The sequence below is a fragment of the Micromonospora globispora genome, assembly GCF_003857015.1.
GTDB classification, from domain to species: domain Bacteria; phylum Actinomycetota; class Actinomycetes; order Mycobacteriales; family Micromonosporaceae; genus Micromonospora; species Micromonospora globispora.
In genome coordinates this window covers 1-12362 of record NZ_QGGF01000505.1, presented here as the reverse complement: position 1 = coordinate 12362, position 12362 = coordinate 1, and the positions used below count along the sequence as shown (strand labels likewise).

Sequence of the window (12362 nt, the reverse complement as noted above, 5' to 3'; positions counted from 1 at the left end):
CGCCTCCGCCGCGCCCGGCGTGGCGAGCGACGCCGCCGGCGCGTCGGTGGGCAGCGGGTACACCCGCCAGAGCACCGTCTCGAAGGTCATCCCGGACCCCGAGGTGTGCGTACGCACCTCCGGGATCAGTCCCAGCCCGCTGGCGATCACCGCCTCGCCGGCCAGCAGCGCCGCCCCGGCGAAGTCGCCGGGACCGGGCAGCCCGCGCGGGTCGCCCGGCGCGGGCAGCACCAGGCGGATCTGGTCCGGCGTGAGCTTCGCCAGGGCGGGCAGTGCGTCCCGCAACGGCACGTCGGTCCAGGTGCCGGGGGCGTCCGCGACCATGTGCTCCTCGTCACCGGCGATCTCGTCGGCGACCTCATCGAAGGGCACCAGGCCGGCGCGCCAGGCGCGCACCCAGGCAACGAACCGGCTGGACCGGCGCGGAGCCAGCGTGGCCGCGCCCGTTGCGGGGAGGGACATGCCGAAAGGGTACGTGGTGACCGCCGCCCCTGTCTCGGCTGCCGCTCCGGCGGCGTGACCTGCCCCGAACTGCCCGCTTCACCCGCGTGTCCGGCCCTGTTCGGCGCGTCGGGAGGTGACCGGACGGGGGCGGCGTTAGCGTGATCCACATGGCGGGGCGATACGGCGAGGACGTGCTGGCGGGGGACTGGCGACGGCGGAAGGTCATCCCCGAGGTGGACGCCGAGCCGGACCTCGTGGTCGAGGACGCCGACTCCGGCTTCTGCGGCGCGGTGGTCGGCTTCGAGTCCGGCGCGGTGGTGCTGGAGGACCGGCACGGCCGGCGGCGCAACTTCCCACTGTTGCCCGCGGCGTTCCTGCTCGACGGGGCGCCGGTCACGCTCCGCCGGCCGGTACGCGCCCCGGTGCCCGCCGCTCGGCGCCGTACCGCCTCCGGCTCGGTCGCCGTCGAGAACGTCCGCGCCCAGTTCGCCAAGGCCAGCCGGATCTGGGTGGAGGGCGTGCACGACGCCGCCCTGGTGGAGCGGATCTGGGGCGACGACCTGCGGATCGAGGGCGTGGTGGTGGAGCCGCTCGACGGCATCGACGCCCTCGACGCCGAGGTCCGCGACTTCGCGCCCGGCCCCGGCCGACGGCTCGGCGTGCTCGTCGACCACCTGGTACCCGGCTCCAAGGAGAGCCGGATCGTCGCGAAGGTGACCTCGCCCCACGTGCTGGTCACCGGGCACCCGTACGTGGACGTGTGGCAGGCGGTGAAGCCGCAGGCGCTCGGCATCGCGGCCTGGCCGGTGGTGCCGCCGGGGCGGCCGTGGAAGGAGGGGGTCTGCGCGGCCCTCGGGGTGGCCGAACCGGCCGACATGTGGCGGCACATCCTGTCCCGGGTCGACAGCTTCGCGGACGTGGAGACGCCGCTGATCAACGCGATGGAGCGGTTGATCGACTTCGTCACCGAGCCTGGGTGATCCGGTGGTTGCGGTCAGGGTCGGGGCCGCCGCGCCCGGCTCCGGGCCGTCAAGCCCGGGTCAGGGTTCCTGGTCGGGCGTGCGGGTGAAGACGAAGGTGGCGATGTCCAGGGCGACCGGGTGGCCGGTCTCGTCGCGGAGCACGGTGAGGATCTCGCCGTCCTGGCCGCCGGTGCGGCCGCGCCAGCGGTCCGGGCCCTCGGCGGTGAAGCGGAGCACCGGCTGGCCGACCGGGCCGGCCCACAGGTCGCCCGCCGGGTCGACCCGCATCTCGTACTCGGCGCCCATCCACCACCAGCGGCCGGTCAGCTCGGCCAGCTCGGTCGGAGGCGGGGCGTCGGCCGGGCGCCAGGGCTGCACCGGGGCCGGCTCGGCGTCGAGCACCAGGGTGAGGATCTGCCGGGCCAGTCCGACGATGTGGTGCCCCTTGCGCAGGCCGTACGCGTTGGCGAAGTCCACCACTGCCGTGCGGCTGGGCCGGTGCACCGCCAGACCGGCGATGTACCCGGGCATCGAGCCGCCGTGGCCGACGTACACCCGGTCGCCGACCCGGTAGAGCTCCACGCCGAGGCCGTGCCCGCCGCTCCACGAGTCGAGGTCGCTGATCACCACCGGCGCGCACATCTCGGTCAGCGTCTCCGGTGCGAGGACCTCCGGCGTCGGGTCGGCCAGGAACGCCGCCCAGCGGCCGAGGTCCTCGATGCTGGACCAGAGCTGCCCGGCGGGCGCCATCGCCCCGGTGTCGGTACGCGGCTCCTCCCGCAGCGTCTCGTGCCAGGGGTGCACCACGTAGCCGCGGGCGTACGGCTCGGTGGGGTGGTAGGTGGTGCGGCGCATGCCGAGTGGTTCGAGGACCCGTTCCCGGAGCAGCTCGAACCAGGGTGTCCCGGTGCGGCGTTCCAGCACCCCGCCGAGCAGCCCGTACGCCAGGTTGGAGTAGTGGTAGACGTGGTGCGGCGGGAAGGCGATCTTATCCGGGGTCAGCCCGGCGACCAGGGTGGCCAGGTCGACGCCCTCGGTCCGCTCCCACCATCGGCCGTCGGGTTCCCGCTGCAGGCCGCTGGCGTGCCCGAGCAGTTGGCGCAGGGTGAGCGTGCCGACGGGGGTGCCGGGGAGGTGCCGCTCCAGCGGGTCGTCCAGCGACAGCCGCCCGGCGTCGCGTTCCTGCATGACCAGCACCGCGGTCATGGTCTTGCTGATCGAGCCGAGCCGGTACTGCCGGTCGGCGTCCGGTCGCGGGTGCTCCCCGGCGACCGCTAGGTGCGCCAGCGCCCCGTCGCGGACCACACCGAGGGCGAACGAGGGCGCCCGTCCCTCGGCCTGGGCCCGGGCGACGAGGGAGTCGACCTGGCGGGCGGTGTCGGGCAGCAGGGACACGGGGGTTCTCCTCGGTCGGCGCGGATCGGGTGCCGCCGAGCTTACTGATCATCACGGGACACTGGCGCGTGCTTCGACGTGTCACGATTGGTGTGTGGACGCCGTGGTGTGGGTGGTACTGGGTGTGGTGCTGGCGGTCGCCGAGATCTTCACGACGACGCTCTTCCTGATCATGTTCGCCGCCGGTGCGTTCGCCGCCGCCGCGGCCGCCGCCCTCGGCGCGCCCACCGCCCTGCAGGCGCTGATCTTCACGCTGGTCTCCGCCCTCTCGGTGGCGGTGGTCCGCCCGGTCATCCGGCGGCACGCGCGCTCCGCGCTGGAGAGCGGAGAGCAGGCGTTCGGCGTGGAGGCGCTCGAGGGTGCCACCGCGCTGGTGCTGGAGCCGGTGGACGCCGAGCGTGGGCTGGTCAAGATCGACGGTGAGCTGTGGAGTGCCCGGTCGTACGACGTCACCCGCAGCTACGCCGCGGGTGAGCGGGTGCAGGTGATAAAGGTCCGGGGCGCCACCGCCCTGGTCTGGCAGGACGACATTTCCACCCCGGGCGAGCTGCCCGAAGGGAAAAGGTGAACAGTATGGACTTTGCATTGGTGCTGTTGGCCGCCGTGGCGTTGATCGTCGTGGTGACGCTGATCAAGGCGGTGCGGATCGTGCCGCAGCAGCGCCAGGACGTCGTGGAGCGGCTCGGCAAGTACAAGCGGACCTTGAACCCGGGCCTCAACCTGCTGGTTCCCTACGTCGACGCGGTCCGCACCAAGGTGGACATGCGGGAGCAGGTGGTCAGCTTCCCGCCGCAGCCGGTGATCACCTCGGACAACCTCGTGGTCTCGATCGACACGGTCCTCTACTTCAAGGTGGTCGACTCGGTCCGCGCCACGTACGAGATCTCGAACTTCCTCCAGGCCATCGAGCAGCTCACCGTGACCACGCTGCGGAACGTGATCGGCTCGCTCGACCTGGAGCGGGCGCTGACCAGCCGCGAGGAGATCAACCGGCACCTCTCCGGTGTGCTCGACGAGACCACCGGCCGGTGGGGGATCAAGGTCACCCGGGTGGAGATCAAGGCGATCGAGCCGCCGCCGAGCATCCGCGACTCGATGGAGAAGCAGATGCGCGCCGAGCGGGACCGCCGCGCGGTGATCCTCAACGCGGAGGGGCACAAGCAGTCGCAGATCCTCACCGCCGAGGGTGAGAAGCAGGCCGCGGTGCTCCGCGCCGACGGTGATCGGCAGGCCCGGATCCTGCAGGCGGAGGGTCAGGCGAAGGCGATCCGTACCGTCTTCGACGCGATCCACCAGGCCAACCCGAGCCAGAAGGTGCTGGCGTACCAGTACCTCCAGGCGCTGCCGCAGATCGCCAACGGCACCGCCAACAAGGTCTGGATCGTGCCGACCGAGCTGACCAAGGCCCTGGAGGGGATGGGCGGCGCACTCGGCGGGCTGGCCAACATGGTCGGCGACGTCCCCTCGCCGGAGGTCGCCAAGAGCGCCGGCGAGGTGGAGCGGGAGGCCGCCGAGGCCGCGCGGGCCGCGGCGAGCGCCGCGCAGGAGATCCACGACGAGGTCCGCGTCGCCGAGGCGAAGGCCACCGGCGGCGCCCCGCAGGGGCTGCCGGCGCCGGAGCCGGTGTCGCCGGAGAGCCTGCTCAACGACCCGAGCGACCGGCGCGAGCGAGGCTGAGCCCGGCGCCGCCTGACCCAGGGCGGCAAATGCGAGAAAGCCTCATGCGGCGCCCCGGTGCCTGCCACGATCGGTCCTGAGGACGGGTGGTGACCAGGAGCCGGGGCGCCGGGCGCGTCCCGGGCCGCCCGCCAGGCGGAGCGAGGTGGCGCATGAAGGATCAGGTGAAGAGGTTACGGGAGCCGGTCCCCGGCTCGCACGATCCCGCCGGTCCGCTGGGCACCCGGCGTACCGGGGGCGGGTTCGGGGTGCTGCCGTTCGTCGCCGACCCGGGGCCGGCCGCGCCGGCCACCAACGCGAGCTGGGCCTGGTCGGTACGGCGGTTCGCCCGCGCGGCGGTCTGGCTGCTGCCCGCGTACGCGCTCCTCTACGGCGCCGTGGCGATGGCGAGCGACGGCGGGGTGGGCAACGACCCCTACCCGGCGGACGGCGCGCTGCTCTACCTGGTGGGCTGGGTGGCCGCGGTGTGGCTCGGCCTGCTCGCCCTGCTGGCGCTGACCGGCCTGCTCGCCGCCACTCGGTGCCGCCGGATCGCCGCGGCCGGGCTGCTGGTCAGCATCGCCGGCACCGTGCTGATGCTGCCGTTCGCGGGGCTCGCCGAGCAGGCACCGGTGTTCGGTACCACCGCCCGGAGCATCGTCCTGGTCGGCGCCACCTGTTACAGCCTGGGCTGGTTCCTGACCGGCTGGTCGGTGGCCCGGTCCGGCATGTTCAGCTACGGCGACGGGGTCATGCTGATCATCGCCTCGCCGCTGCTCGGCCTGGCCGGCTCGCTGATCGGCTCGCTGCAGACCTTCGGGGCGCTCTTCGTGCTGGTTTCCGGCATCGGGATCGGCTACCGCTCCGGCCGGCTCGTCCCGGCCGCCATCGCCCGCGACGCCGCCGCCGCCAGCGTCTCCAGCCCCACGATGCCCGGATCGTCCTCCGGCGGGGGCCCGCTGGCCGCCGGCTGAGATCCCCCGAAACGGGCACGAACCTCCCGACCCACGCGACGCCGCCCATCGGGGCAGGGGCAGGGGCGGGTAGCTGGGAGGTCACCGTGAGTTGGCTGACAGTTGGCTGGCGGAGTGGTCGGATAGTGGCTTTCATGGCAATCCTGGGTCCATGCCGTCACCCCGGTCGCCGTTGTCGCGGCTCTTCACCGTGCTCCTCGCCGGCGTCCTCGCCGGGCTCGTCGTCGCGCTCGCCGCCCTCCCCGGCAACCTGGTCGGCGGGCTCGTGACGAAGTCGGCGCTCCGGGCGTACGTGGACCTGCCCGACGCGCTGCGTACCCCCGCGCAGCCCCAGCGCTCCTACCTCTACGCCAACGACGGCAAGACGCTGATCACCACGTTCTACGACGTCAACCGCACCGACGTGCCGCTGGCCGAGATCGCCCCGGTGATGCGCCAGGCGGTCGTCGCGGCCGAGGACCGGCGCTTCTACTCGCACAGCGGCGCGGACCTGCGCGGCATCGCCCGCGCCCTGGTCGCCAACGTCACCGGCGGCGGCACCGAGCAGGGCGGCTCGACGCTGACCATGCAGTACGTCCGCAACGTGCTCAAGACCGACCCCACCCGCACCGCCGAGGAGCGGCAGGCGGCCACCGAGCAGACCGTCGGGCGCAAGCTCCAGGAGATCCGGTACGCCACCGCGCTGGAGAAGACCCTCAGCAAGGACGAGATCCTCAACCGGTACCTGAACATCGCCTACTTCGGGTCCGGGGCGTACGGCGTCGCGGCCGCCGCCCAGCGCTACTTCGGCAAGGCGCCCGCCGACCTGACCCTCGGCGAGGCCGCCCTGCTCGCCGGCCTGGTCCAGTCGCCCGACGAGTACAGCCCGATCGACGGGGACAAGGAGAAGGCGCTGGCCCGCCGGGCGTACGTGCTCGACTCGATGGCCGACACCGGCGCGATCACCGCGCAGCAGGCCGCCGCGGCGAAGGCGGAGAAGGTCACCCTGCACCCGACGGCCCAGCCCAACGGCTGCACCGCCGTCGCGCAGGGGCACGACGACTGGGGCTTCTTCTGTGACTACCTGCGGCAGTGGTGGCTGACCCAGCCCGCCTTCGGCAACACCGTGAAGGAGCGCGAGCAGGCGCTGCGCCGCGGCGGCTACCGCGTGGTCACCACGCTGGACCCGCAGGTGCAGAAGACCGCGCAGGAGCAGGCCACCGACGTCTACGGGTACAACAACAAGCGCGCGCTGCCGATCGCAGCGGTCGAGCCGGGCACCGGCCGGGTGCTCGCCATGGCGGTCAACCGGCACTACAGCCTGGCGGACAATCCGGCCGGGCAGGCCAACCGGCCGAACACGGTCAACCCGCTGATCTCCGGCGGCACCAGCGTCGACGGCTACCAGGCCGGTTCGACCTTCAAGCTCTTCACCATGCTCGCCGCGCTGGAGGCCGGCAAGCCGCTCTCCACCGGCTTCGACGCCCCGGCCAGGCTGCCCACCCGGTACTCCTCCGACGCCGAGGGCAACTGCGACGGCAACTGGTGCCCCGCCAACGCCAACCCGGAGTGGATGGACGGGTACCGGATGATGTGGGACGGCTTCGGCCGCTCCGTGAACACCTACTTCGTCTGGCTGGCCGAGCAGGTCGGCGAGGACAAGGTGGTGGAGATGGCGCAGCGGCTCGGCATCACCTTCCGGGCCGACTCCGACGCCGCCTTCGCCAAGAACGACGCGGAGAACTGGGGCGCGTTCACCCTCGGCGTCGCCGCCACCACCCCGCTCGACCTGGCCAACGCATACGCCACGGTGGCCGCCGAGGGGACGTACTGCACCCCGCTGCCGGTGGTCTCGGTGACCGCCGGGAACGGCGAGAAGGTGAACGTCGGCCAGCCGTCCTGCAAGAAGGTGCTGGACACCGACGTGGCCCGGGCGGCGACCGACGCGGCCCGCTGCCCGGTCGGCCAGCAGTCGGCGTACGGGCAGTGCAACGGCGGCACGGCGACCGCGGTCGACCGGATCGTCGGCCGGCCGGTCGCCGGCAAGACCGGTAGCTCGGAGCAGAACGCCACCGAGACCTTCGTCGGGTTCACCCCGCAGGTGGCGGTCGCCGGGATCGCCGCGAACCCGGACGACTCGACCGACTCGGTCGGCGCCGCCGTGCAGGCCCGGGTGATCGACGCGGTGGCTCGGGTGATCAAGACCGCGGTGAAGGGTCAGCCGGTGAAGGACTTCACCGCGCCGAGCGGCGAACTGGTCGGCAACCCGCAGCGGCCCGAGCCGACGCCGACGCCGACGCCGACGCCGACGCCGACGCCCGAGGAGCGGCAGCAGCCGGCCGACCCGCGGCAGCAGTCCGACAACGGGTTCCCGTCCGACCTGCGGCGCTGGCTCCAGGGCCGCCGAGGCTGATCCACCGGCCGGTCCGGTCGCCCCTCAGCGGGCGGCCGGCCGGTACGGGCCGACGCGGAACATGCCGGTCATGCCCTCGTGCACGGCGTACCCGAAGCGGCGGTAGAGGCTGACCGACTCCCCGGCGGCGAAGAGCCCGACGAACGTCCGGGTGCCGGCCCGGCCGGCGATCCACTCCTCCAGCCGGGTCAGGATCGCCGCGCCGACGCCGCGCCGCTGCCGCTCCGGCACCACGGCCAGGTCCTGCAGGTAGTAGTAGATCGCCCCGTCGCCGACCAGCCGCCCGATCCCGATCACCCGGTCGCCCTCGACGGCGACGACGCCGTGCAGGGAGGCAGCCAGCGAGGCCGGGATCGCCGCCGGGTCGTACGCGTCGGTCCAGCCGACGGCGGTGGTGACGGCGACGAACTCCTCGACCGTGGGCAGCCGGTCGACCAGGCGGTACTCCATGATCCGGAATGTAGCCCGGTGTGCCCCGTCTCAGCGCCGCACCAGGGGCGACACCACCCGGTCCAGCGCCGCCGCCACCTCGCCCGGCCCGCCGTCCCCGTCGACCACGACGAACGACCCGAACTCGGGCAGCGCCCGGTAGGCCGCGTCCAGCGCGCGCAGGTGGCCCAGCTCCTCAGTGTCGATACCCCGGGCCAGCACTCGCCGCTGCGCCACCGCCGGTGAGGTGGCCAGGAAGCAGACCACCGTGGGGCGGGGGAACAGCGCGTACGCCGCCCGCACCATTCGCCGGCCCCGGTCCCCGCGCGCCGCCATGATCACGTGCTGGCAGTACGTCCACCGGTCCAGCACCGCCGTCCGGCCGGTCAGCCGCGACCACAGCAGCGTCCGGCTCATCGCCAGCGCCCGCACCGTCGCCTCCAACGCCGGATAGAGCGTACGGCCGAACAGTGCCGGCCCGTCCCGACGGCCGACGGCCCGGGCGAGCCGGTTCCACAGCGGCCGCCCGCCGGCGTTCTCGAAGTAGCTGGCCGGTACGCCCGCGTCGGTGAGGCGGCGGGCCAGCGCCCGCGCCTGGGTGCTCTTGCCGGAGCCGTCGACGCCGACCAGGGCGATCATCACGGGGCGGGTCACGGGTCAGGACGGTATCCCGGTCGGGCAACCCGTCCCGGCCGTGAACGGTGCCGCGTCGGATGCGGTGAAGGGAGCAGTGTGGACACGCGAGCGGGGCGAATGACCCGGTGTCTGGGTACCTCGCAGGAATCCGCGAATGGAGACCAGCATGAAGAACATCATCTGGCTCATCCCCGCTGTCTACTTCGTCTACCTGCTCGTCGGCGGGATGGTCGGTGACCGTGATCGACGCCGTAGCGGCGACTCGGACAGCCCGACGAACCTCGATCCGCTGGTACAAGCATGGCGACGGCGCCGGTTCGAACGCGGCCAGGGCGACAACTGGTTGACACGCCCTGGCCTCGGCAACGCGGTATTTCGTCTGGCAGGCGCTTGGGGAAGAGATACGAATACCGGTTGGCGCCAGCCCGAAGTACCTTCTGCCCCCGCCGGGCCGGGCGCCGGTTCCCGCTGGGCGCCCGTCGCTCCGATCGTCATGGCCCTGTCCGCGGTGGCCGTGGCGGGGGTTGGAGCGGTCCTTCTCCGCCGAGACGACGTCATCGGTCAATCGATCGGATCCATGGTGTACATATTCGCCCAGCTCGGCTCGATTCTCGCCCAGTCCCGGGCAATCGTGGGCAGGGCCGATCACCTCGCCGCCCTGGGCGTGCCTCCCGCGTGGACACGACCTTCCCTGCGCGGCTTGGAGGACGTTGACCTCCGCCGATGGGACAACATGATCCGCGGGCTCCGGGCGCCCTGGCCGGACGAACGTGATCCGGTTCTGACCGCGGCACGGGCCCGAGCCGAGGGCCTGCTGTCCATCGCGCTTCCGGGCTTCCTCGGGATGCTGATTTCCGTTGTGGGGGTCGGGCTCATGGTGCGAGTACCCGACACGCTGCTGTCGATCGTCGCGCTGCCCATCATTCTCATGGGGCCCGTCTTAGGCTGGGTGGTGATGCGCTACGCCGTGGACGGGCACCGTGCCCGCGCCTACCTCGCACGGTTCTCGAGGCCGTGACAGAAGGCGGGGCATCGGCTGTCGGATCCGGTCGGGTGGCTCCGACCCACCGGTGAGAGCGCCCTACCGGGGCGTCACCGGAGCGGGAGGAGACCGCCATGCGCAAGCTCGTCTACTGGGTGCACCAGTCCGTCGACGGCTTCATCGAGGGGCCGAACGGCGAGTTCGACTGGCCCGCGATGGGGCCGGAACTGTCCGCGTACTCCTTCGAGCTGACCGACCGGGCCGACGCCTTCCTCTACGGGCGGAAGGTGTGGGAGCTGATGTCGTACTTCTGGCCCCGGGCGGAGCAGCTGTCCCAGGACCCGCACGACCTGAGGTTCGCGCCGGTCTGGCGCCGTACCCCCAAGGTGGTCATCTCCCGCACGCTGGACAGCGCCGAGTACGACGCCCGGGTGATCGGCCGCGACCTGGCCGCGGAGGTCGCCGAGGTCAAGGCGCAGCCGGGCGGCGAGCTGCTGCTCACCGGGGGCTCCGGCGCCGCCGCGGCGCTGACCGAACTGGGCCTGATCGACGAGTACCAGGTCGTGGTGCATCCGGTCGTGCTCGGTGGCGGCAAGCCCGTCTTTCCCGACAAGGACCGCCTCGACCTGCGGCTCGTCGAGACCCGGGGCTTCGACGGCCGGTCGGTGCTGCTCCGCTATGAGCGGGCGTGACCCGGTCTCCGGTGGCGTCGGCCTCCGGCGGGGCGCTCCCGACCGGGGAGCGACGCCGCCCACCGGCCGGCACGCGGGGGCTGGCAGGCAGAATCGTCGGGTGCCCGTCCACGAGATCACCGACCCCGACGACGACCGGATCGCCGACTACCGGGCGCTGACCGACGTCGAGCTGCGTACCCGCTGGGAGCCCCCGCACGGGCTGTTCATCGCCGAGGGGGAGCTGGTGCTGCGGCGGGCGCTGCGGGCCGGCTACCCGCCGCGGTCGTACCTGGTCGACGCGAAGCGGGTCGACCAGCTCGCCGACCTCGACATCGGCGACGCCCCGGTCTACGCCGCCACCCAGGAGGTGCTCCAGCGGGCCACCGGCTTCCACGTGCACCGGGGCGTGCTGGCCTCGTTCCACCGCAAGCCGCTGCCGAGCGCCGCCGAGGTGCTCGCCACCGCCCGTCGGGTGGTGATCCTCGAGGACGTCAACAACCACACCAACCTCGGCGCGATCTTCCGGGCCGTGGCGGCGCTCGGCGTGGACGCCGTGCTGCTCTCGCCGACCTGTGCCGATCCGCTCTACCGGCGCAGCGTCCGGGTCAGCATGGGCGAGGTCTTCGCCATCCCGTACGCCAAGCTGGAACCCTGGCCGGACGCGCTGGCCCAGGTCCGGGCGGCCGGCTTCACGGTGCTGGCCATGACGCCCGCGCCGGACGCGGTGCCGATCCAGCGCCTGGACGCGGCCGAGCGGGCCCGGGCGGCGCTGTTGATGGGCGCCGAGGGAGCCGGGCTGACCCGGGCCGCGATGGACGCCAGTGACGTGCGGGTGGTGATCCCGATGCGCCGCGGCGTCGACTCGCTCAACGTCGCCGCCGCCACCGCGGTCGCCTGCTGGGAACTCGGCCGCGACGACCCGCTCTGATTTCCGACCGGCGGTCCGTCGAGATTGGGGATGACGGAGGGTAGCGTGTCGGCCGTGTTCCCTACCGTCCGTGAGGTTCTCGCGCTCGACCCGGTCCGCCACGGCGCCCCGCGCCTGGTCGCCGGGGACGCGGGCCTGGACCGGCCGGTCCGCTGGGTGCACGTCGCCGAGGTGCCCGACATCGCCACCCTGCTCGGCGGCGGCGAGCTGGTGCTCACCACCGGCATCGGGCTGCCCGCCGACGATGCCGGCCTGCGTGCGTTCATCGGGGACCTGGCCGACGTCGGCGTCTCCGGGCTGGTGGTCGAGCTGGGCCGCCGCTACGTCAGCGGGGTGCCCCGGGTGATGGCGGCCGCCGCCGAGCGGCGCGGACTGCCCCTGGTCGAGCTGCGGCGGGCCACGCCGTTCGTGCGGATCACCGAGGCGGTGCACGCGCTGATCGTGGACGCCCAGCTCACCGAGCTGCGCGCCACCGAGGAGATCCACCAGCGGTTCACCGAACTCTCCGTCGAGGGCGCCGGGGCGGCCGAGGTGGTCCGCCAGGCCGCCGAGCTGGCCGGCTGTCCGGTGGTGCTGGAGAACCTGTCCCGGCAAGTGCTCGCATACGACGCGGCGGGGGAGAGCGCCGAGCTGCTGCTGGACGGCTGGGAGCAGCACTCCCGGCGGATCCAGCCGGCCGGGCGGACCGCGTACGACCCGGACAGCGGCTGGCTGGTGACCACCGTCGGCGCCCGGGGGCAGGACTGGGGGCGGCTGCTGCTGCGCTGGCCGGCCGGGAATGAGCTGACCACCGGTGTCCGGGGCCGCCTGGGGGTGGGTGGCGTCGAATCGGCGCCGGAGGACGAACCGACCGCCGCGACGGCAGATCGCCGGTCAGGCGGGCGGTCCGC

At 73.1% G+C, this 12362-nt stretch carries 13 protein-coding genes; 9 read left to right on the top strand and 4 right to left on the bottom strand.

The features are described 5' to 3' along the window. A partial coding sequence (locus tag DKL51_RS27400) for an Rv1486c family protein (protein ID WP_498070957.1) occupies positions 1-462 on the bottom strand: 462 nt, incomplete at its 3' end. Positions 463-611: 149 nt separating this feature from the next. Here DKL51_RS27400 and DKL51_RS27395 point away from each other — a divergent pair. Beyond that, entirely contained in the window at positions 612-1424 is an 813-nt protein-coding gene (locus DKL51_RS27395; RefSeq protein ID WP_124812645.1) for a DUF3097 domain-containing protein, read from the top strand. 60 nt (positions 1425-1484) lie between these two features. Here DKL51_RS27395 and DKL51_RS27390 read toward each other — a convergent pair whose 3' ends face one another. Continuing rightward, on the bottom strand, positions 1485-2801 hold the full coding sequence (locus DKL51_RS27390) for a serine hydrolase domain-containing protein (protein ID WP_124812644.1): 1317 nt from the start codon (positions 2799-2801) through the stop codon (positions 1485-1487). Positions 2802-2895: 94 nt separating this feature from the next. Here DKL51_RS27390 and DKL51_RS27385 point away from each other — a divergent pair, with 94 nt between their 5' ends. The 4 genes from DKL51_RS27385 (at position 2896) to DKL51_RS27370 (ending at position 7823) form a co-directional block, all read left to right on the top strand. Continuing rightward, entirely contained in the window at positions 2896-3369 is a 474-nt protein-coding gene (locus DKL51_RS27385; protein WP_109946102.1) for an NfeD family protein, read from the top strand. Between the two features lie 5 nt (positions 3370-3374). Beyond that, the gene (locus DKL51_RS27380; RefSeq protein ID WP_124812643.1) at positions 3375-4478 is read left to right on the top strand and encodes an SPFH domain-containing protein; all 1104 of its coding nucleotides are present in this window, start codon (positions 3375-3377) and stop codon (positions 4476-4478) included. Positions 4479-4630: 152 nt separating this feature from the next. Then, positions 4631-5431 carry a hypothetical protein gene (locus DKL51_RS27375; RefSeq protein ID WP_124812642.1) on the top strand — a complete coding sequence of 267 codons (801 nt, stop codon included), beginning with the start codon at positions 4631-4633 and terminating at the stop codon, positions 5429-5431. Between the two features lie 151 nt (positions 5432-5582). After that, positions 5583-7823, top strand: coding sequence for a transglycosylase domain-containing protein (locus DKL51_RS27370; protein WP_124812641.1), 2241 nt, complete (start codon positions 5583-5585; stop codon positions 7821-7823). 24 nt (positions 7824-7847) lie between these two features. Here the strand turns inward: DKL51_RS27370 and DKL51_RS27365 are convergent, their stop codons facing one another. Together DKL51_RS27365 and DKL51_RS27360 are read right to left on the bottom strand one after the other, a co-directional pair. Further along, positions 7848-8273, bottom strand: coding sequence for a GNAT family N-acetyltransferase (locus tag DKL51_RS27365; protein WP_124812640.1), 426 nt, complete (start codon positions 8271-8273; stop codon positions 7848-7850). A 30-nt stretch (positions 8274-8303) separates the two neighbouring features. Continuing rightward, positions 8304-8906, bottom strand: a complete 603-nt coding sequence (locus tag DKL51_RS27360; RefSeq protein WP_109946107.1) for a dTMP kinase — start codon at positions 8904-8906, stop codon at positions 8304-8306. Between the two features lie 148 nt (positions 8907-9054). Between DKL51_RS27360 and DKL51_RS27355 the strand changes: the two genes are divergently transcribed. The 4 genes from DKL51_RS27355 to DKL51_RS27340 form a co-directional block, all read left to right on the top strand. Beyond that, a complete protein-coding gene (locus DKL51_RS27355; protein ID WP_123809577.1) occupies positions 9055-9906 on the top strand; it encodes a hypothetical protein in 852 nt (283 codons plus the stop codon). Positions 9907-10004: 98 nt separating this feature from the next. After that, on the top strand, positions 10005-10562 hold the full coding sequence (locus DKL51_RS27350; protein ID WP_109946109.1) for a dihydrofolate reductase family protein: 558 nt from the start codon (positions 10005-10007) through the stop codon (positions 10560-10562). After that, complete coding sequence (locus DKL51_RS27345; RefSeq protein ID WP_243420474.1) at positions 10549-11472, top strand: TrmH family RNA methyltransferase; 924 nt, start codon at positions 10549-10551, stop codon at positions 11470-11472. The genes DKL51_RS27350 and DKL51_RS27345 overlap by 14 nt, the downstream gene beginning before the upstream one ends. A 54-nt stretch (positions 11473-11526) precedes the next feature. Beyond that, the coding region (locus DKL51_RS27340; protein WP_498070956.1) for a PucR family transcriptional regulator ligand-binding domain-containing protein at positions 11527-12362 on the top strand (836 nt) is incomplete at its 3' end.

Excerpts from the sequence above, each read along its gene's own strand:
- DKL51_RS27395 (WP_124812645.1), top strand. The coding sequence starts at position 612 with ATGGCGGGGCGATACGGCGAGGACGTGCTGGCGGGGGACTGGCGACGG.
- DKL51_RS27355 (WP_123809577.1), top strand. The coding sequence starts at position 9,055 with ATGAAGAACATCATCTGGCTCATCCCCGCTGTCTACTTCGTCTACCTG.
- DKL51_RS27370 (WP_124812641.1), top strand. The coding sequence starts at position 5,583 with ATGCCGTCACCCCGGTCGCCGTTGTCGCGGCTCTTCACCGTGCTCCTC.
- DKL51_RS27375 (WP_124812642.1), top strand. The coding sequence starts at position 4,631 with ATGAAGGATCAGGTGAAGAGGTTACGGGAGCCGGTCCCCGGCTCGCAC.
- DKL51_RS27350 (WP_109946109.1), top strand. The coding sequence starts at position 10,005 with ATGCGCAAGCTCGTCTACTGGGTGCACCAGTCCGTCGACGGCTTCATC.
- DKL51_RS27365 (WP_124812640.1), bottom strand. The coding sequence starts at position 8,273 with ATGGAGTACCGCCTGGTCGACCGGCTGCCCACGGTCGAGGAGTTCGTC.
- DKL51_RS27345 (WP_243420474.1), top strand. The coding sequence starts at position 10,549 with ATGAGCGGGCGTGACCCGGTCTCCGGTGGCGTCGGCCTCCGGCGGGGC.
- DKL51_RS27380 (WP_124812643.1), top strand. The coding sequence starts at position 3,375 with ATGGACTTTGCATTGGTGCTGTTGGCCGCCGTGGCGTTGATCGTCGTG.